The organism is Qipengyuania sp. GPGPB31, assembly GCF_038396345.1.
GTDB classification, from domain to species: domain Bacteria; phylum Pseudomonadota; class Alphaproteobacteria; order Sphingomonadales; family Sphingomonadaceae; genus Qipengyuania; species Qipengyuania citrea.
Genome location: NZ_CP149572.1, coordinates 246,365 through 264,456 on the forward strand (window position 1 = coordinate 246,365; position 18,092 = coordinate 264,456).

An 18,092-nucleotide genomic window follows, 5' to 3' on the forward strand; every position below is an offset into this window, starting at 1 on the left:
CGATGATCGACGACGATACAGCCTGGGCCGCCGTGGAGCGGCGCGACCGCACCTTCGACGGACGCTTCGTCACCGGCGTGCTGACCACCGGCATCTATTGCCGCCCGTCCTGCGCCGCGCGGCACCCGCGCCGCAGCAACGTGCGTTTCTTCGCCGATGGTACAGCGGCGCGCGCGGCGGGATTGCGCGCCTGCAGGAGGTGCCTGCCCGATGATGTCGGCCGCGACGAGGCGGCAGTGCTCGCCGCGATCGACGAGATCCGCCAGGCCGAAGATGCGCCCTCGCTCGCCGCGCTGGCGCAGCTGACCGGCTATTCGCCCGCCCATTTCCAGCGGGTGTTCAAACGCGCCATCGGTCTTTCGCCTGCCGCCTATGCCCGCGCCTTACGCGAGGAACGCGCGCGCGATGCGCTGTCGGGCGGCGACAGCGTGACAGGTGCGATCTACGAGGCGGGCTATGGCTCGGCCTCGCGCTTTTACGAGAATACGAAAGGACGGCTGGGCATGGCGGCAAGCGCATGGGCGAATGGCGGGGCGGGAGTGACGATCCGCTGGGCAGTGGTCGACACCACCATGGGACCGATGCTGGTGGCGGCGACCGACAAGGGTGTGTGCCGGCTGTCCTTCGGCGAAGACGAGAGCGAATTGCACCGGCGCTTCCCCAGGGCCGATCTGGTCGAAGGCGGCGCGGCGTTCGGCGAATTGCTCGCTGATGTCGTCGCCAGCGTCGAGACGCCGGGCGATTTCGCGCATATCCCGCTCGACGTGAAGGGCACCGCTTTCCAGGAAGCGTGCTGGGCAGCCTTGCGCGCGATCCCGCCGGGCGAAACGCGCACCTATGCCGAAATTGCCGCGGCCGCGGGCAATGCCAAGGCGGTGCGCGCCGCGGGCAGCGCCAATGCGCGCAACAATGTCGCGGTGCTGATCCCCTGCCACCGCGTGGTGCGCAAGGGCGGCGATCTGGGCGGCTATGCCTATGGCCAGGACATCAAGCGCGAATTGCTCGAACGGGAGCGGAAATGATCCGCAGGATCGACGCATTCACCGCGCTGCCAGCCGTCCTTGTATTGCGATCCATTCGCATTAACTAGTGGCCATGAGCACCAGACCTCCCCCGCGGACGCTTACCGTCCTCTCGCGCCAGTCCCTTTCGCCCTCGATGATCCGGGTATCACTCGGTGGTCCGGGCCTGGCGGGGTTTCCGCCCGATTTCGCAGGCGGCTACGTCAAGCTCATGCTGGCCCCGGCCACCGCGGGCAGCAAGCCGGTGGTCCGCACCTATACCATCCGCCACCAGGCCGAGGATGCGATCGCGATCGATTTCGCCCTGCACGGCGGCGAAGCTGCGGGCCCGGCGACCCGCTGGGCGCTGTCGGCCACGCCCGGCGACACGATCGAGGTGGGCGGTCCGGGCCTGCCCAAGCCGCTGCCGCAGGGGCGCGATTTCTATCTCGTCGCGGGCGACATGACCGCGCTGCCGGCGATCGCGGTCAATCTCGAAGCATTGCCGGCCGATGCGCGCGGGTTCGCTGCGATCGAGATCCAGGACGAACGCGACCGGCAGGATATCGCTGCGCCCGAGGGTGTCGAGATCGCCTGGCTGGTCAATCCCGATCCTGGACAGCGGCCCGCGCTGCTGGTCGATGCGCTGCGCAGTGCCACGCGGCCCGAAGGCTCGCTTGCCGCATGGGCAGCGTGCGAATTTTCCGCAATGAAGCGCCTGCGCGAATATCTGCGCGGCGAACTCGCGCTCGCGCCCGCCGATCTCTACCTTTCCAGCTATTGGAAACACGGCATGATCGAGGACGAACACAAGCTGGCCAAGCAGCAGGACGCCGCCGCGCAGCCTGCCTGAATCAAACCGGGGCGGACCCAAGGTCCGCCCCGCATGATCCGGATTCTGCAGCCCGATCAGAGGCCCGAGTTCATTCCGTCGACGCTCTTGCTGACGAGGATGTTGACCGCCACGCGGCGGTTCTGCGCCTTGCCCTGTTCGGTGGTGTTGTCCGCCGCCGGATCGGCCTCGGCCATGCCGGTGGGGGTCAGCATCCGGTAGGGTGCCCAGTCGCATTCCTGCTGGAGGAAGTTGACCACACGCGAGGCGCGCTTTTCGCTCAGCTCCTGGTTGTATTCATAGTCGCCGGTCAGATCGGTGTAGCCGACCACCAGCAGCAGCGCGTTGTCGGTGTTCTTTGCCTGCGCCGCGGCCTGGCACAGCTCGTAGCGCGCCTGCTGGGAAAGATTGTACTTGGCCGTGTCGAAATAGACGTTAGTCGTGCCCTTGATATTGTACTGGTCGATATTGGCGACGCGGCCACGCAACGCCTCGGTCGCGGCTTCATTGGCGGTGAAGCGCTGGTCGGTCCCGGTGTGGATCATTCGCGCGGTTTCGAGATGCTTGCTCTTGAGCGCGACCTTGGTGGCGATCAGCCCGCGATTGGCCCATTCGACCGTCTCGACTTCGACCGGCAGCCCATTGAGCAGGTCGGCGGCCGAAAGCTGGTCCTTGTCGAGACCCAGGAAACCACCGCTGCTGCGGATTTCGGTTGCGGGGCTGAGCGCGATTACGGTGCGCGTGCCATCGGCGCTGGTCACCTGCACCTTGTCGCCGTCGCGCGCCGAAATGACGCCTTCGAATTCGGGGCCTTCGGGCATGCCCGACAGGTCGCTTGGCGTCGTGCCGACAACGGTCATCGGTTCGCCGCCGCTATTCGCGCCGCCTTGGGGCTCAAGCTCCTGCGCCTGCGCACCAGCAGTGACGGGCAGGACGAGCGCGGCGAGCGCTGCGACTGTCTTCGAACTTTTGGACAAGGCAATCATATTCATACTCCTTCAATTCGAACCGACACGGGCCGTCGAGCGGGTGTGGAATGCCGCTTTCTCCCCAATTGCGCCTGTGCGGTCAATCAGCCCCCTTCATTCGGTAACGGCTTGGTCGAGCGGCGCGGGGCCGCAGGCGGGGGCTGGTGTTGCCCGCAGCCTGTCTCGCAAATGAACCGAGACGCGCAAACCTTTTGCCAAGCCGGTGGGCGGGGCAGGAAGTGCGATGAACCGACGCTTACCCGTTCCGCGCCCAGCCGGCGCGCGCCGGTTCGAGCGTTTCGAGGAAGCTTTCGGCGCTGTCGAGATAGTCGCGCTGGCGTTCCTCGCCCATCCGGTCCCAGGTGGCATAGATCCGCCCGATCCGGTGGTTCTTCTCCAGACGTTCGCGGTGCCGGTCCATGAAGTGCCAGTACAGCGGATTGAAGGGGCAGGCGCCTTCGCCCGTCTTCTTGCTGGGCGAATAGGTGCAGCCGGCGCAGTAATTGCTCATCTTGTTGATGTAATTGCCGCTTGCCGCATAGGGCTTGGACGCCAGCTTTCCGCCATCGGCATAAAGGATCATCGCCGCCACATTGGGCAATTCGACCCATTCATAGGCATCGGCATAGACCACCAGATACCAATCCTGCACCTCGCGCGGGTCGATCCCCGCCAGCAGTGCGAAATTGCCCAGCACCATCAGCCGCTGGATATGGTGCGCATGCGCATTGTCGCGGGTCGAGCGGATGCAGTCGGCGAGGCAGGCCATGTCGGTTTCGCCGGTCCAGTAGAACTCGGGCAGGCCGCGCTGCGCGTTGAGCGCATTCGCTTTCTGCAGATGCGGCATCTGGTGCCAGTAGAACCCACGCACATATTCGCGCCACCCGATGATCTGGCGGATGAAGCCTTCGACGCTGTTGAGCGGCGCGCGCCCCTCGCGATAGGCTTCCTCGGCCCGGCGGCACAGCTCGAGCGGGTCGAGCAGGCCGAGATTGATGCTGGTCGAAAGCATAGAATGGAACAGGTCGTCCTCGCCCGCGACCATGGCGTCCTGATAGGGGCCGAAGCACTCGATGCGTTCGGCGAAGAAAGCATCGGCGGCCTCTTCGGCCTGCTCGCGCGTCACCGGCCAGCCGAATGTGTCGAGCGAGCCGAAATGGTCGCCGAACCGCGCCTCGACCAGCTCGATGACCTCCTGTGTCACGGTGTCGGGTTCGAACTTGGGGCGTTCCGGGGCGGCGAGCCCCTCCTTGGGCGGCTTGCGGTTCTCGCTATCGTAATTCCACGCGCCGCCTTCAGGCTTGCCGTCCTCGGCCATGAGCAGCCCGGTCTTGCGCCGCATCTCGCGGTAGAAGAACTCCATCCGCAATTCCTTGCGGTCCTGCGCCCATTCGTCGAACTCGGCCTGGGTGGAGATGAAGCGGTCGTCGCGCAGGATTTCTATTTCGCAGGCGAACTTGTCCGCCCATTGCTCCATGTCCTGCCTGACGCGCCATTCGCCCGCCTCGACCACGCTGACCAACCGCGGGCCGTGCCGTTCGATCGCGCGCGCGACCTCGCCGGTGAAGCTGCCCGCATTCTCCGGATCGCCAAGTTCGGTGTAGTCGACGCTCCATCCCGCACCGCGCAATTCCGCGGCGAAATGGCGCATTGCGGAAAAGATCAGCGCGATCTTCTGCTTGTGGTGGCGGACATAGGTCGCCTCGTCCCACACCTCCATCATCAGGATGACACTATCGTCCTTGGTGCGCCCGCGCAGGCTGGCAAGGTCGCGGGTCAGCTGGTCGCCGAGGATGGGCACAAGGACGGGGCCGGGCATGGTTGTTCCAATGCCCGGCTCCCGCGATGGTGCCTTACAGCTTGGCGATTTCCTGCTTCGCCGCATTCATGCCCTGTTCGATGGCCTCGGGACCGAAGCCAGCCTTCTCGACGCGGACGAAGTGCAGATCGTCCACTCCGATGAAACCGAAGAAGGTGGTCAGCAGACTTTCCTGGTTCTCGGCCAGCTGGTCGGTCGAATATTCGCCGCCGCGCGCGGAGGCGACCACGACCTTGCGGCCGCCCGCGAGCCCTTCGGGTCCGTTTGCGCCATATTTGAACGTCACGCCGGGCACGCCGAGCCGGTCGAGCCATGCCTTGAGCTGGCTGGGGATGGTGAAATTGTACATCGGCGCGCCGACGATCACCACGTCGCTGGCGAGGAATTCGTCGAGTACCGCGCGCTGTTCGGGATAGGCTGCAGCAACCGCTTCCTCATGCGTTTCGGGCGGGGTGCGGATCGCGCTGGTGGTGATCGGGTCGATATGCGGCAGCGGTTCGGCCACGAGATCGCGGGTGACGACCTTGGCCTCGGGATGCTTGGCAGTGAAATGGGCGAGCAGTTCGTCGGTCAGCTTGCGGCTGATCGACTGGTCGCCGGTGGTCGAGCTGTCGATACGAAGGATTTGCATAGGGTGAACTCCATAGTTACTGTTGATAACCTGGAGGCCATATGGAAACTGTACCCCACCCCGCGCAAGAAGGCACTTCGTTGTCCGATAGGGACACGGGTGTTCCCCTTGAGGTTCACAATGCGCCGCAATGCACCGCGGTGAACGACATCCTCGCGCGTGTCGGCGACAAATGGTCGGTTCGCGTGGTGATGGGGCTGGCCGACGGGTCGCGGCGGTTCAACGAATTGCGGCGCGATATCCCGGGTATTTCGCAGCGCATGCTGACGCGCACGCTGCGCGGGCTCGAACGCGACGGGCTGGTCAGTCGCACGGTCACCCCCAGCGTGCCGCCGCGGGTCGACTATGCGCTCACCGCGCTGGGGCGCTCGCTGTGCGATCCGGTGGCGCAGCTGGGCAATTGGGCGATTGCCAATATCGGCAAGGTCGAGGCCGCGCGTGCGGTCTATGACGGCGGTCAGGACTAGGCCGAAAGGTCGAGCTTTTCGCGCAGCATGTCGAGCGCGGCGCGCAGCGCGGCGATCCGTACGCCGTCGCGGCCGATCGGCCCGAAATGCTCTTCGCGGTGAGTCAGCGCGCCGGTGGTATCGGCGAGCGCAAAATGGACGAGGCCTTCCTCGTCACCTTCGCCCCCGGGGCCAGCGAAACCGGTAATCGAAACCGCCAGCTGCGCGTCCGATCGTTCAAGCGCGCCTGCGGCCATCGCTTCGGCGACCGCGCGGCTGACTGCGCCGCAATTCTCGACCATGTCACTTGCGAGACCCAGCAGATCGCATTTGGCCCCATCCGAATAGGACACCACGCCGCGGTCGAACACGTGGCTGTAACCCGGGACGTCGGTGAACAGTGCAGCGAGCAAGCCGCCGGTGCAGCTTTCGGCGGTGGCCAGCTGCCAACCGCGGTCCTTGGCGGCGGCAAGGATTCGCTCGGCCAGCCGGCAGACGTCGTCGGGAAGGGCAGCTTCGAGTTCTTCGGCCATACGGCGGCAAACGTACCGGAGAAACGCCGGGTTCCCGAACTTGCGCGGCCCACGTCTAGACGAAGCTGTAGGGGTCGATATCGACTGCCACGCGCACGCCGGGCGGGTGGTCGATCGCGGCCAACCACCGGCGGATGACCTGCTGCAATTGAACGCTGCGCCGTGCGTTGATCAGGAAGCGGTAGCGATAGCGGCCGCGCAGCAATGCCATCGGGGCGGGCGCGGGGCCGAGGATCATGCATTCGGCGACATCGGGGCGGAAGGCGCCGATGCGGTTGGCCGCCTCGCGCGCCTCCGCATCGTCTTCGCTCGAAATGATGATCGAGGCCCAGCGGCCGAAGGGCGGGGCGCCCGCCTCGCGCCGCATCTCGGTCTCGGCGGAATAGAAGGCATCCCGGTCGCCCGCGGCCAGCGCGGCAATCACCGGCGCGTCGGGGTGGCGCGTCTGCAGCAGCACTTCGCCCGGTTTCGAACCGCGCCCGGCGCGCCCGGCGACCTGCGCGACCTGCTGGTAGGTCCGCTCGCCCGCGCGCAGATCGCCGCCCTCGAGCCCGAGATCGGCATCGACCACGCCGACCAGTGTCAGCTCGGGGAAATGGAACCCCTTGGTTACCAATTGCGTGCCGACGATCACGTCCACCTCGCGCGCCTCGACTGCGGCGATGAATTCGGCGGCTCTGCCGGGCGAATTGAGCGTGTCCGAAGTGGCGACGAAGACACGCGCCTGCGGCAAGCGTTCGGCCACTTCGTCGGCGATCCGTTCGACCCCCGGGCCGCAGGCGACGAGGCAGTCGGGCTCGCCGCATTCGGTGCAGGTCTTGGGGGCAGGGGCCTCATGCCCGCAATGGTGGCAGGCAAGCCGGTTGGTGAAGCGGTGTTCGACCAGCCATGCGCTGCAATTGGGGCACTGGTAGCGAAAGCCGCAATTGCGGCACAGCGTCAGCGGCGCATAGCCGCGCCGGTTGAGGAACAGCAGCGATTGTTCGCCGCGTTCGAGCCGCGCCTCGATCCCGTCGACCAGCCGCTGCGCCAGCCACATGCCCTGCGGCGGCTTTTCCTCGGTCAGGTCGATCGTCTCGATCGTGGGCATCTGCGCCCCACCGTAGCGGCTCGGCAGGTCGATCTTCGCGTAGATCCCGCTTTCGGCCATCTGCAGGCTTTCGAGCGCGGGGGTGGCGCTGGCGAGCACGACGGGTACCTGCTCGAAATGCCCGCGCATCACCGCGACGTCGCGCGCATTGTAGCGCACGCCCTCTTCCTGCTTGAAGCTGGTCTCGTGCGCTTCGTCGACCACGATCAGGCCGAGCCGCGCGAAGGGCAGGAACAGCGCCGAACGCGCGCCGACGACGACCTGCGCGCTGCCTTCGGATACGGCGCGGTAGGCGCGCCGGCGTTCGGTCGATTTGAGCGAGGAATGCCACAGCACCGGCGGCGCGCCGAACCGCTCCTCGAAGCGGTGAAGGAAGTTCTCGGTCAGCGCGATTTCGGGCAGCAGGACCAGTACCTGCCGCTCCATCCGCAGCGCCTCGGCAACGGGTTCGAAATAGGTTTCGGTCTTGCCCGACCCGGTCACCCCGTCGAGCAGGAAGGGGGCAAATTCGGCCTTGCGCACCGCGCTGGAGAAGATGTCCGCCGCCTCGCGCTGCTGCGCGCTTAGCGCGATCTCGACGAAATCGGGCCGCGCGGGCGGATAGGGCCGGTCGCAATTGACCTCCACCGGTTCGAGTGCGCCGTGGTTGACCAGCCCGCGCAGCACGCCTTCGGAAACCCCGGCGATCCCTGCCAGTTCGCGGATCGTCGCCTGCTCGCCTTCCAGCGCGCCCAATGCCGCCTCGCGCTGCGGGGTCATGCGCTCGGGCATCCCGCCGGTCAGGCGGTATTCGGTCATTGTTGCGGGACCCTTGAGCGCGCCGCCCGATGCCAGCGCCATCCGTGCCACGCTCGCCAGCGAGGCGACGTAATAGTCGGCGGTCCATTCGATCAACCGTCTGAGCGCGGCGGAGAGCGGCGGCACGGGCAGCACCCCGCGCAAATTGCGCAGCTTCTCTACCGGAACTTCGGTTCCCGGGAGCCGTTCAGCTTCCCAGACGATCCCGATCACCGTGCGCGGACCCAGCGGGCATTCAACCACGGAACCCGCAGCGACATCCATGCCCTCGGGCACCTTGTAGTCGAGCGGGCCGAGAGCGGCATTGAGGACGAGGCAGCGCACGCGGTTCATGGCCCGGCCATATGGGCGGCCACAGGTGTGCGAAACAAGGGCAGGATACAATGAGGACCAGCGATATGACCGATATTCTCGTCAAACCCACCGGACGCCGCGGCTTCCTCGGAGGAGCCATGGCCGGGGGCGGCCTGCTGCTGCTGCCCGCCTGTTCGACGATACCCGGTTTCGGCATGGTCGATGCGGTCCAGCGGATCCTGTTCCTGTCGAGCGAGCGGGCGTTCGCGCGGATGCTCGAGGGCGGCGGCTTCTGGGACGAACAGGTCGCGCAGGTCGGCTTCGGCGAGCTGCTGGGCGCGCGCAGCGACGTCCTGTCACGCATCCTCACCTCCGCATTGTTCAAGAGCCGGCTCGAAAACGCGTTTGGCGATATCGCCTATGAAGGCGCGCAGCGCGCGGCACCGCTGGTGACCGATGCGGTGCGCACCATCGGCATCCAGAACGCGATCGACCTCGTGCGCGGCGGGCCCACCGCAGCGACCGGTTTCCTGCGCGGCTCAATGGGCCGGAGCCTGATAGAGGCGATGGTGCCCGAACTGGGCGACGCGCTGCGCGTGGCGCAGGATCCGCTGGTGGCGGAGCTGGTGCAGGGCCTCGCCGGGGTCGATCTGGCGGGCGCGGTTACGCGCTTCGCAGGCACTATCGACACCACCATCTGGCGCGAGATCGGGACCGAGGAAGCGGCGATCCGCCGCAACCCGCAGGCCACGCGCGATCCGCTGATCATCGGCGTGTTCGGCGCGGGCGCGCAGTACTAGCCGCAGGCCATATCGGGCGCTAAGGCTCTGCGGGAATCGCAATTCCCCCGGAGCCTTCGCGCATGAAATTCTTCGTCGACACCGCCGATATCGCCGACATCAGGGAAATGGCCGACACCGGCCTGCTCGACGGCGTCACCACCAATCCGTCGCTGATCGCCAAATCGGGCCGCGACTTCATGGAAGTGACGAAGGAAATCTGCGATATCGTGGACGGCCCGGTCAGCGCCGAAGTCGTCGCGCTCGATCACGACACGATGATGAAAGAGGCCGAAACGCTGCGCAAGATCGCGGACAATGTCTGCATCAAGGTGCCGCTGACGATCGACGGGCTCAAGACCTGCAAGAAGCTGACCGGCGATGGCACGATGGTCAATGTGACGCTGTGCTTCTCCGCCAACCAGGCGCTGCTGGCGGCCAAGGCGGGGGCGACCTTCGTTTCGCCCTTCGTCGGGCGGCATGATGACAACGGCTTCGACGGCATGGCGCTGATCCGCGATATCCGCCTGATCTACGACAACTATCCCAATTTCTCGACCGAGATCCTCGTCGCCTCGATCCGCAATCCGGTGCATGTGCTCGAAAGCGCGCGCATCGGTGCCGATGTCGCAACCATGCCCGCGGCGGTGATCAAGGGCCTGTTCAAGCATGTCCTGACCGAAAAGGGCATCGAAGGCTTCCTCAAGGACTGGGACAAGACGGGCCAGTCGATCCCCACCGCATAAGTGAGCGAACAGACCCCTCTCGACCGCTTCAAGCAGGCGCTGGCCGGCGCCAGCCGCGCGCTCGCGCATGAAGCGGAGGTCGAAGTCGCGTGGAGCGCGGATGCGCCGACCCAGTCGGGCAAGAACTTCCGCGTGCCGCTGCCCGGGCGCAATCTCCCGCGCGAGCAGGCGATCGAAGCGCGCGGCTTTGCCGACAGTTTTGCGCTGCGGCTGCGGCATCACAGCGAAGCGCTGCACGGCAAGGGCGCGCCGCCCGACCCGATCGCGCGCGCCTGCTACGACGCGATCGAACAGGTCCGCTACGAAGCAATCGGCTCGACGCGCTATGCCGGCATTCGCGGCAATCTCGACGCGGCGGTCGAAATGCGCACAGCGTCCGATCCGATCGTGCGCGCCGAGGCGGCGGGCGATGTCCCGCTGCCCACCGCGCTGTCGCTGATGCTCCGCGAGGCGCTGACCGGCGAAGCGGTGCCCGAACGCGCCCGCGCGGGGGTTGATCTGGTGCGCGAGGATATCCTTGCCAAGATCGGCACCGATATGGACGGGCTGGCCGATGTGCTCGACGACCAGCGCGCCTTCCAGAACCTGACGCTCGACATCCTGCGCGATCTCGACCTGACGCTGCCCGAAACCCCCGAACCGACCGATGCCGAGGATGGCGAGGACGAGGAGGGCGAGAACCCCGAGGACCAGGACGAAACCGACGAGGAAGACGAGGGCGGGGCCGAACCCGATGCCGCCGATGCCCGTTCGGAAGTCACCGATGGCGAGGCCGACGGCGACGCCGACCAGGACGTCGAGGGCGAACAGGAAATGTCCGATGGCGATCCGTCGGACGATGGCGAGGAAGGCATGCAGCCCGTCCGCCCCAATCGCCCGTGGACCGACTTTCCCGAAGGCTTCGACTACAAGGCCTATACCCAGAAATTCGACGAGGAGATCGAAGCCGCCGAGCTGTGCGACAATGAAGAGCTCGACCGGCTTCGCACCTATCTCGACAGCCAGCTGGCGGGCCTGCAGGGCGTGGTCACGCGGCTGGCCAACCGGCTGCAGCGCCGGCTCATGGCGCAGCAGAACCGCAGCTGGGACTTCGACCAGGAAGAAGGCATGCTCGATGCCGCACGGCTGACCCGCGTGGTGGTCAGCCCCGGCCATGCGCTCAGCTACAAGATCGAACGCGATACCGAGTTCAAGGACACGGTCGTCACGCTGCTGATCGACAATTCGGGCAGCATGCGCGGGCGGCCGATCTCGATCGCCGCGATCAGCGCCGATATCCTCGCGCGCACGCTCGAACGCTGCGGCGTGAAGACCGAGATCCTCGGCTTCACCACCCGCGCGTGGAAGGGCGGGCAGAGCCGCGAGATGTGGCTCTCCGACGGGCGCCCCGCGAACCCCGGACGCCTCAACGATCTGCGCCACATCCTCTACAAAAAGGCCGACGAGCCGTGGCGCCGCGCGCGCCGCAATCTCGGCCTGATGATGCGCGAGGGGTTGCTCAAGGAAAACATCGACGGCGAGGCGCTGATGTGGGCGCACGACCGCCTGCTGCGCCGCCCCGAGGACCGCCGCATCCTGATGGTCATTTCCGACGGCGCGCCGGTCGACGACAGCTCGCTGTCGGTCAACCCGGCAGGCTTCCTCGAAAGCCATTTGCGCAAGGTGATCGACTGGATCGAGAACCAGTCGCCCGTCCAACTCGCCGCGATCGGCATCGGCCACGACGTCACGCGCTATTACAAGCGTTCGGTGACGATCATGGATGTCGAGCAGTTGGGCGGGACGATTATCGAGCAATTGGCCGATCTGTTCGAGATCGAGAAATAGGCCGCGCCTGTGTGTGCGGGCGCGACGGGCCGAGGGGCGGGGCCAGAAGCCGCAAATCGGGGCGCCTGCTTGCAGGCGAGGAGGAGAGACAAGCTACAATGAACGTTACCGAAGCCGTCCAGACGCGCCGCTCCGTGCGCGCTTTCACTGACCGGAAGGTTGAGCGCGAAACGCTCGCCCGTATCCTCGAGAAGGCGCAGCGCAGCCCGTCGGGCGGCAATACGCAGCCGTGGCACGGGATCGTCCTGACGGGCGAGCCGATGCAGTCGCTGTTCGACCGTATCGCGCAGGATTTGCCAAAGGGGCGCGCGGCGTTTGCACCCGAATACAATGTCTATCCGCCCGAACTCGACGGCGCCTATGAACAGCGCCGCCGCGGGGTGGGCGAGGACATGTACGGCGCGCTCGAAATCTCCCGCGAGGAGAAGGGCAAGCGGCTGATGTGGTTCGCCAACAATTTCCGCGCTTTCGGGGCACCGGTGCTGATGCTGGTCCACACGCCCCGATACATGGGCCCGCCGCAGTGGAGCGATATCGGCATGTGGCTGCAGACACTGGGCCTGCTCGCGCGCGAGGAAGGGCTCGACACCTGCTTCCAGGAAGCCTGGGCGGTCTATGCGCCGCAGATCCGCGAAATGGTCGATATCCCCGAGGATCACACCTTCTTCTGCGGCGTCGCCATCGGCTACCGCGACGAGGAAGCCGCGGTGAACAATTTCGCCGTGAAGCGCGCCGGGATCGAGGAAAGCGTGCGCTGGGAAGGGTGGTAGCTCCCTGCCCAGCAGTCATTGCGAGCCGCAAGGCGAAGCAATCCATCACCCGTCACTAGCGAAATACACCAGGTGGGAAGATGGATTGCCACGTCGCCTACGGCTCCTCGCATTGACTGCTTGTTGACCGCCCCCCGCCTCCGCGCCATTGCGCTTCGCATGACCCAAACGCCGCTCAAGCTGTTCAACTCGCTCACCCGCGAGCTGGAGGAATTCACCCCCGTCCACGAGGGCGAAGCGCGCGTCTATTCCTGCGGGCCGACGGTCTACAACTACCCCCATATCGGCAACATGCGCGCCTATGTCTTCGCCGACGTGCTTGGCCGCACGCTGAGCTGGAAGGGCTACGATCTCACCCACATCATCAACATCACCGATGTCGGCCATCTGACCGACGATGGCGATGCGGGCGAGGACAAGATGGAGAAGATGGCTGCCGCCAGGGCGCAGTCGATCTGGGACATCGCGAAGCACTATACCGAGGCCTTCTGGGCCGATGTGAAAGCGCTCAACATCCGCGAGCCGGCCAAGTGGTCGGTGGCGACAGATTACATCGACGAGATGATCGACTTCGCGAAGGGCATTGCCGACCGGCATTGCTACGAGCTCGACAGCGGGCTCTATTTCGATGTCTCGACCGTGGCCGATTACGGCCGCCTCGCACGAGCGGTGACGGAGGAAGGCGAGGGCCGGATCGACACCGTCGCGGGCAAGCGCAACGCCGCCGATTTCGCGATCTGGCGCAAGACCCCGGCGGACAAAACGCGGCAGATGGAATGGGATTCGCCCTGGGGTAAAGGCGCGCCCGGCTGGCATCTCGAATGCTCGGTCATGGGCGAGAAGCTGCTCGGCTTCCCCTTCGACATCCACACCGGCGGGATCGACCACCGCGAGATCCACCATCCCAATGAAATCGCGCAGAACCAGGCCTTCTGCGGCTGCGGCGGATTGTCGGAAGCGACCCATTCGGGCGCGAAGATCTGGATGCACAACAACTTCCTCATCGAGCGCAGCGGCAAGATGAGCAAGTCGTCGGGCGAGTTCCTGCGGCTGCAATTGCTGATCGACAGGGGCTACCACCCGCTCGCCTACCGGATGATGTGCCTGCAGGCGCATTACCGCAGCGAGCTGGAGTTCTCGTGGGAGGGCCTCGGCGCCGCGCTGACGCGGTTGAAGCGGATCGTGATGGCGGTCGGACCACTGAAAGATGCCGCCTCGGGCACTCCCGACCATCCCAAGTTTGCCCCGATACGCGAGAAATTCGCCGCCGCCATGGCCGACGATCTCAACACGCCGATTGCGCTGGTTGCGCTGGAGGAGGCGCTCGCGGTCAAGAAGGTCGATGCCGGAAGCAAGCGCGCGGTCATCGCGCAAATGAACGCGGTGCTCGGGCTGGGCCTGTTCGACCTGTCCCGCGCCGACTTGCGGCTGCGGCCGGAGGGCGCGACCATCACCGAAGAGGAAATCGAGGCCGAACTGATCCGCCGCAAGCAGGCGCGCATGGCGAAGGATTTCGCCACTTCGGATGCGATCCGTGAAAGCCTTGGGGAAAAGGGTGTCGAGGTAATGGACGGCGACCCGCTGGGTTGGGATTGGAAGCTCTGACGATGGCCGACGCGCAGACCCTTCTCTGGCAACATCTCAAGGACGCGCCCCAGGGCCTTTCCTTCGTGCGCGATCACGATGCCGAAGGCTTCACCCTGCCGTTCTATTGCGCCGATGCGCATCTGGCGATCGAGGTCGATGATGATCCGTTCCGTCACAGGGAAGACGGCGCGCGCGAACGCTGGCAGGAACGCCACCGCGTCGACATCATGCAGGTTCCGCCCAGCCATGTGCAGCGCAATGCCAGCGAAGTGGCCGAAGCGATTCTCGACATCGCCGCGCGGCGCAAGGAACGGTTTGCGAAATAATCCCTGAACGGCAATGGAGGTTTCGAGGGAGAAATCGATGACCAAAGCCGTCCTGTCCGCCATGATCCGCCCGCTGGTCGAACCGCGCCTGCCCGAATGGGTCGAGCCGCTGTGGTTTGCCAGCAAGGAACAGGCGCTCGAATTTGCCCCCCAGGCGGAAATCGGCTGGTTCGACCTCAACGAGAAGGAGCCGATGGTCGAGATCGCCACCGCTGCCACGCAGCTCAAGTGGATGAACTCGATCTATGCCGGGCTCGATTTCATGCCGCTCGACCTGCTCGCCGAACGCGGCGTGGTGGTCACCAATGGCGTCGGCATCAATGCGATCACCATCGCCGAATATGTCGTCATGCTGATGCTCGCGCATGCCAAGGGCTACCGCGAAGTGGTGCGCGCGCAGGACCGCCACGAATGGCTGCTCGATAGCCCGGGCAAGCGCGAACTGGCGGGCGAGCGCGTGCTGTTGCTCGGGATGGGCGCAATCGGATCGCTCATCAAGACGCGGCTCGAAGCCTTCGACATGAAGGTCGTGCCCGTGCGCCGCTCGGGCGCCGATGGCGCGCTCAAGCCTGGCGAATGGCGCGGGCGGCTGGGCGAATTCGACTGGGTGGTGCTGGCGGTCCCCTCGACCCCCGAAACACGCAATATGATCGGGGCGGTGGAACTGGCCGCGATGCGGCCCAACGGCGTCCTGGTGAACATCGCGCGGGGGGATGTGGTCGACCAGCCGGCACTGGTCGAAGCGCTTCGGGACAACAAGATCGAGGGCGCGCTGCTCGACGTCACCGACCCCGAACCGCTACCCGAGGATCATCCGCTGTGGGGCCTCGAGAATGCGCAGGTCACCATGCACCTGTCGGGCCGCGCGCAGACCAAGATGTTCCAGCGCAGCGCGGATCGTTTTATCGAAAACCTCGCCCGCTGGCGCCGCGGCGAAGCGGTGCAGCCGCAGCTCGATCTCGATCTGGGCTATTGACGGAACGCACCGCCCGCCCGGGCGGTTAAAGGGTCAGACCCACCCCGGTCCCTCCCGCCCGCGGGAGGGTGGAGATGCCGATGCCCACGCTGAAGGATACCTACCCGCTCTATCTCAACAACAAGGCCGCGCAGCCGAACACCGATCTGGCGGTAACCGACAAGTTCACCGGCGAGGTGGCTTTTCGCACCGCGCTCGCCAGCCCCGAGATCATCGACGAGGCGATTGCGGGGGCGGTGAGGGCGGCCGAACCGATGGCGCGGCTCGCCAGCTATGAACGCCAGGCGGTGCTGCAGCACTGCGTCGACCGCTTCACCGAACGCTTCGACGAGCTTGCCTACGCGCTGTGCGTGGAAGCGGGCAAGCCGATCAAGGACAGCGAGGGCGAAGTCACCCGGCTGATCGACACCTTCCGCATCGCAGCGGAAGAATCGGTGCGCATGTATGGCGAGGTCATGCCGCTGGATATCTCCGCGCGCGCCAGGGGCTACCAGTCGATCTGGAAACGCTATCCGATCGGGCCGTGCAGCTTCATCTCGCCGTTCAACTTCCCGCTCAACCTCGCCGCGCACAAGGTCGCGCCCGCGATCGCGGTGGGGTGCCCCTTCGTGATGAAGCCCGCCAGCAAGACCCCGCTCGGCGCGATCATCATGGGCGAGGTGCTGGCCGAGACCGACCTGCCCGAAGGCGCGTTCAGCGTGCTGCCCGCCAGCCGCGACGGGGCCGACCTATTCACCGTCGACGAACGGCTCAAATTGCTGAGCTTTACCGGCTCGCCCGGCGTGGGCTGGGATCTCAAGGCGCGCTGCGGCAAGAAGAAGGTCGTGCTCGAACTGGGCGGCAATGCCGCGGTGGTGGTCGATCACGATGCCGATCTCGACGATGCGCTCGAGCGGATTATCTTCGGCGCCTTCTACCAGAGCGGGCAGAGCTGCATCGGCGTCCAGCGGATCATCGTGCACGAAGACATCTACGACCGCTTCAAGGACATGCTGGTCGCCAAAACGAAGACGCTGGTCGCGGGCGATCCCAAGGACCGCGACACCTTCATCGGCCCGATGATTTCGGAGGGCGAGGCCAGCCGCCTCAAGGGCTGGATCGACGAGGCGGTGGCAGGCGGCGCGACGCTGCTGACGGGCGGCAGCTGCAAGGGCAACATGCTCGAGGCGACGCTGCTTGAGGGCGTGCACAAGGACGCCAAGGCACTCAACGAAGAAGCCTTCGGCCCGCTCGCCATCCTGCAGAAGTTCGAGCATTTCGACGAGGCGCTCGCGGAGGTGAACCGTTCCACCTTCGGCCTGCAGGCGGGCATCTTCACCCGCGACCTGTTCAAGATGTTCGACGCCTGGGACCGGCTCGAGGTCGGCGGCGTGGTGATCAACGACGTCCCCAGCTACCGCGTCGACAACATGCCCTATGGCGGCGTGAAGGACAGCGGTTTGGGCCGCGAAGGCATCAAGTTCGCGATGGAGGACATGACCGAGATCCGTAACCTGGTGATCCGGCGCGGGTGATCGGGGGGCGGAGGGCCGATGAGCGCCTTGGCTGCTTGAAAGCGGTTATTCCGCTACCGACCCGATTGCGGACGGTTTATTTCCTATCAGGTGGCCCGCAGAATGAAGTTGATCTCTCCGTCAGCCAGAGTGGAAATCTCGTAAGACCACGCGTTTGCATCCATGAACGAACAGGTCACAGTTGGGCAGTGGGTACCCAACCGCTCTTCGATTTCTTCTAGAAAGTTGTCCTTGCATTCATCGGACATTTTTAGTCGCACGCCATAGGTGAAGTCAGTTTCGTGATCATAGTCACCAACACGGACATTTCTGACTTGCGCGTCTCGACAAATCGCCAGTCCTGTTTTCGACTGGAAAAACTCAGGCGTTTCGAGACGGTCTTCCGCGCACCCGCTTAGAAGGACGCCGACTGATAGTAGGCCTGCGATGATCGTAGCTCGGCAGCGCATGATCTCTGCTTACCATGTGAATGTCCGCTTTCCACGCAATTGCCGAAATTTTCCTGTGAAGCTGGAAGCGTCACAAATAGACGCCGGCACCGCGCGTCTCAGCTCTCCTCCAGCAGCAAAAGCTCGCACCGGACCACCAGGCGCGGTTCGGGGATTAGGCGATGTTCGACTTCGACAACGCCCGCATCGGCCACCAGCTGGCCGGGGATGGCGAATTCGTGATCGGGCAGGGCGGCGACGAACTCTTCGCCCGCCGCCACCGCCTCGTCGCCTGCAAACAGGATTGCGAGGCTGTGCCGTGTGCCCGCAAAGGTGATGCTGGCCCAAGCTTTCTCGGTATGCGTCAACACCTGACCGTGATGCGCGTGGAGGTCGGCCAGCGCGGCGCGCAGGCGGTCGGCGGCGGTACGGCGTACGCGCGGCGCCCGGGGCGGGGCTGTCTCATCCGACATGCGCGGTCTCCCGAGTGGTTGCGACATCGCGCGCCGCCTCGAACCCGGCCATGAAACCGCGGATGCGCTGTTCGGTGCGGTCGCGCGGTTCGCGGCCCATGCGCAGATCGAGCACGAAGCGCGGATCATGCGCGGCAAGGCGGCCGAACTTGGTGGCCGCCATCTCGTGCTGGCGAAGGAATTTCTCGACGGATCGGATCAGCATCGCGGGCTCCCCAATAGGCTGGTCAGACAGGCGAATCGCTCGCCGTGTT

General features: G+C 65.5%; 19 protein-coding genes. 11 read left to right on the plus strand and 8 right to left on the minus strand.

Annotation, left to right across the window (positions count from 1 at the left end):
* Positions 1-2 precede the first annotated feature (2 nt).
* Together WKH79_RS01320 and WKH79_RS01325 are read left to right on the plus strand one after the other, a co-directional pair.
* Positions 3-1,022 (plus strand): methylated-DNA--[protein]-cysteine S-methyltransferase, encoded by a 1,020-nt coding sequence (locus tag WKH79_RS01320; protein ID WP_341859372.1) that lies wholly within the window; start codon positions 3-5, stop codon positions 1,020-1,022.
* A gap of 73 nt (positions 1,023-1,095) precedes the next feature.
* Positions 1,096-1,854, plus strand: coding sequence for a siderophore-interacting protein (locus WKH79_RS01325; protein ID WP_341859373.1), 759 nt, complete (start codon positions 1,096-1,098; stop codon positions 1,852-1,854).
* A 56-nt stretch (positions 1,855-1,910) separates the two neighbouring features.
* Here WKH79_RS01325 and WKH79_RS01330 read toward each other — a convergent pair whose 3' ends face one another.
* The 3 genes from WKH79_RS01330 to WKH79_RS01340 all read right to left on the minus strand — a co-directional run bounded on the left by WKH79_RS01330 (position 1,911) and on the right by WKH79_RS01340 (position 5,251).
* Positions 1,911-2,819: an OmpA family protein gene (locus tag WKH79_RS01330; RefSeq protein WP_341859374.1), complete on the minus strand. Its 909-nt coding sequence runs from the start codon at positions 2,817-2,819 to the stop codon at positions 1,911-1,913.
* Positions 2,820-3,057: 238 nt separating this feature from the next.
* A complete protein-coding gene (locus tag WKH79_RS01335; RefSeq protein ID WP_341859375.1) occupies positions 3,058-4,620 on the minus strand; it encodes a cryptochrome/photolyase family protein in 1,563 nt (520 codons plus the stop codon).
* A 34-nt stretch (positions 4,621-4,654) separates the two neighbouring features.
* Complete coding sequence (locus WKH79_RS01340) at positions 4,655-5,251, minus strand: FMN-dependent NADH-azoreductase (RefSeq protein ID WP_050600280.1); 597 nt, start codon at positions 5,249-5,251, stop codon at positions 4,655-4,657.
* A gap of 140 nt (positions 5,252-5,391) precedes the next feature.
* Between WKH79_RS01340 and WKH79_RS01345 the strand changes: the two genes are divergently transcribed.
* Positions 5,392-5,718, plus strand: a complete 327-nt coding sequence (locus WKH79_RS01345) for a helix-turn-helix domain-containing protein (RefSeq protein WP_230833467.1) — start codon at positions 5,392-5,394, stop codon at positions 5,716-5,718.
* Here the strand turns inward: WKH79_RS01345 and WKH79_RS01350 are convergent.
* Positions 5,715-6,230: a CinA family protein gene (locus tag WKH79_RS01350; protein WP_341859376.1), complete on the minus strand. Its 516-nt coding sequence runs from the start codon at positions 6,228-6,230 to the stop codon at positions 5,715-5,717. The genes WKH79_RS01345 and WKH79_RS01350 overlap by 4 nt on opposite strands.
* A gap of 55 nt (positions 6,231-6,285) precedes the next feature.
* Complete coding sequence (locus WKH79_RS01355; RefSeq protein WP_341859377.1) at positions 6,286-8,451, minus strand: primosomal protein N'; 2,166 nt, start codon at positions 8,449-8,451, stop codon at positions 6,286-6,288.
* Between the two features lie 65 nt (positions 8,452-8,516).
* Here WKH79_RS01355 and WKH79_RS01360 point away from each other — a divergent pair, with 65 nt between their 5' ends.
* From WKH79_RS01360 to WKH79_RS01395, 8 genes are all read left to right on the plus strand, one after another.
* On the plus strand, positions 8,517-9,212 hold the full coding sequence (locus WKH79_RS01360; protein WP_341859378.1) for a DUF4197 domain-containing protein: 696 nt from the start codon (positions 8,517-8,519) through the stop codon (positions 9,210-9,212).
* A 62-nt stretch (positions 9,213-9,274) separates the two neighbouring features.
* A complete protein-coding gene (fsa, locus tag WKH79_RS01365) occupies positions 9,275-9,937 on the plus strand; it encodes a fructose-6-phosphate aldolase (protein WP_063506684.1) in 663 nt (220 codons plus the stop codon).
* On the plus strand, positions 9,938-11,764 hold the full coding sequence (gene cobT / locus WKH79_RS01370; RefSeq protein WP_341859379.1) for a cobaltochelatase subunit CobT: 1,827 nt from the start codon (positions 9,938-9,940) through the stop codon (positions 11,762-11,764).
* Positions 11,765-11,862: 98 nt separating this feature from the next.
* Complete coding sequence (locus tag WKH79_RS01375) at positions 11,863-12,534, plus strand: nitroreductase (RefSeq protein ID WP_341859380.1); 672 nt, start codon at positions 11,863-11,865, stop codon at positions 12,532-12,534.
* A gap of 159 nt (positions 12,535-12,693) precedes the next feature.
* Complete coding sequence (cysS, locus tag WKH79_RS01380; protein ID WP_341859381.1) at positions 12,694-14,139, plus strand: cysteine--tRNA ligase; 1,446 nt, start codon at positions 12,694-12,696, stop codon at positions 14,137-14,139.
* 2 nt (positions 14,140-14,141) lie between these two features.
* A complete protein-coding gene (locus WKH79_RS01385) occupies positions 14,142-14,447 on the plus strand; it encodes a DUF559 domain-containing protein (RefSeq protein WP_050600286.1) in 306 nt (101 codons plus the stop codon).
* Between the two features lie 37 nt (positions 14,448-14,484).
* Positions 14,485-15,423 (plus strand): D-2-hydroxyacid dehydrogenase, encoded by a 939-nt coding sequence (locus WKH79_RS01390; RefSeq protein WP_341859382.1) that lies wholly within the window; start codon positions 14,485-14,487, stop codon positions 15,421-15,423.
* A 74-nt stretch (positions 15,424-15,497) separates the two neighbouring features.
* Complete coding sequence (locus tag WKH79_RS01395) at positions 15,498-16,937, plus strand: aldehyde dehydrogenase family protein (RefSeq protein ID WP_063512694.1); 1,440 nt, start codon at positions 15,498-15,500, stop codon at positions 16,935-16,937.
* 86 nt (positions 16,938-17,023) lie between these two features.
* Here WKH79_RS01395 and WKH79_RS01400 read toward each other — a convergent pair whose 3' ends face one another.
* The 3 genes from WKH79_RS01400 to WKH79_RS01410 form a co-directional block, all read right to left on the minus strand.
* The gene (locus WKH79_RS01400; RefSeq protein ID WP_341859383.1) at positions 17,024-17,386 is read right to left on the minus strand and encodes a hypothetical protein; all 363 of its coding nucleotides are present in this window, start codon (positions 17,384-17,386) and stop codon (positions 17,024-17,026) included.
* Between the two features lie 98 nt (positions 17,387-17,484).
* Complete coding sequence (locus tag WKH79_RS01405) at positions 17,485-17,838, minus strand: hypothetical protein (protein ID WP_341859384.1); 354 nt, start codon at positions 17,836-17,838, stop codon at positions 17,485-17,487.
* On the minus strand, positions 17,828-18,043 hold the full coding sequence (locus tag WKH79_RS01410) for a hypothetical protein (RefSeq protein ID WP_160766559.1): 216 nt from the start codon (positions 18,041-18,043) through the stop codon (positions 17,828-17,830). The genes WKH79_RS01405 and WKH79_RS01410 overlap by 11 nt, the downstream gene beginning before the upstream one ends.
* Positions 18,044-18,092: the final 49 nt, after the last annotated feature.

Excerpts from the sequence above, each read along its gene's own strand:
- WKH79_RS01320 (WP_341859372.1), top strand. The coding sequence starts at position 3 with ATGATCGACGACGATACAGCCTGGGCCGCCGTGGAGCGGCGCGACCGC.
- WKH79_RS01325 (WP_341859373.1), top strand. The coding sequence starts at position 1,096 with ATGAGCACCAGACCTCCCCCGCGGACGCTTACCGTCCTCTCGCGCCAG.
- WKH79_RS01330 (WP_341859374.1), bottom strand. The coding sequence starts at position 2,819 with ATGATTGCCTTGTCCAAAAGTTCGAAGACAGTCGCAGCGCTCGCCGCG.
- WKH79_RS01335 (WP_341859375.1), bottom strand. The coding sequence starts at position 4,620 with ATGCCCGGCCCCGTCCTTGTGCCCATCCTCGGCGACCAGCTGACCCGC.
- WKH79_RS01340 (WP_050600280.1), bottom strand. The coding sequence starts at position 5,251 with ATGCAAATCCTTCGTATCGACAGCTCGACCACCGGCGACCAGTCGATC.
- WKH79_RS01350 (WP_341859376.1), bottom strand. The coding sequence starts at position 6,230 with ATGGCCGAAGAACTCGAAGCTGCCCTTCCCGACGACGTCTGCCGGCTG.
- WKH79_RS01355 (WP_341859377.1), bottom strand. The coding sequence starts at position 8,451 with ATGAACCGCGTGCGCTGCCTCGTCCTCAATGCCGCTCTCGGCCCGCTC.
- WKH79_RS01360 (WP_341859378.1), top strand. The coding sequence starts at position 8,517 with ATGACCGATATTCTCGTCAAACCCACCGGACGCCGCGGCTTCCTCGGA.
- fsa (WP_063506684.1), top strand. The coding sequence starts at position 9,275 with ATGAAATTCTTCGTCGACACCGCCGATATCGCCGACATCAGGGAAATG.
- WKH79_RS01375 (WP_341859380.1), top strand. The coding sequence starts at position 11,863 with ATGAACGTTACCGAAGCCGTCCAGACGCGCCGCTCCGTGCGCGCTTTC.
- cysS (WP_341859381.1), top strand. The coding sequence starts at position 12,694 with ATGACCCAAACGCCGCTCAAGCTGTTCAACTCGCTCACCCGCGAGCTG.
- WKH79_RS01385 (WP_050600286.1), top strand. The coding sequence starts at position 14,142 with ATGGCCGACGCGCAGACCCTTCTCTGGCAACATCTCAAGGACGCGCCC.
- WKH79_RS01390 (WP_341859382.1), top strand. The coding sequence starts at position 14,485 with ATGACCAAAGCCGTCCTGTCCGCCATGATCCGCCCGCTGGTCGAACCG.
- WKH79_RS01395 (WP_063512694.1), top strand. The coding sequence starts at position 15,498 with ATGCCGATGCCCACGCTGAAGGATACCTACCCGCTCTATCTCAACAAC.
- WKH79_RS01400 (WP_341859383.1), bottom strand. The coding sequence starts at position 17,386 with ATGCGCTGCCGAGCTACGATCATCGCAGGCCTACTATCAGTCGGCGTC.
- WKH79_RS01405 (WP_341859384.1), bottom strand. The coding sequence starts at position 17,838 with ATGTCGGATGAGACAGCCCCGCCCCGGGCGCCGCGCGTACGCCGTACC.
- WKH79_RS01410 (WP_160766559.1), bottom strand. The coding sequence starts at position 18,043 with ATGCTGATCCGATCCGTCGAGAAATTCCTTCGCCAGCACGAGATGGCG.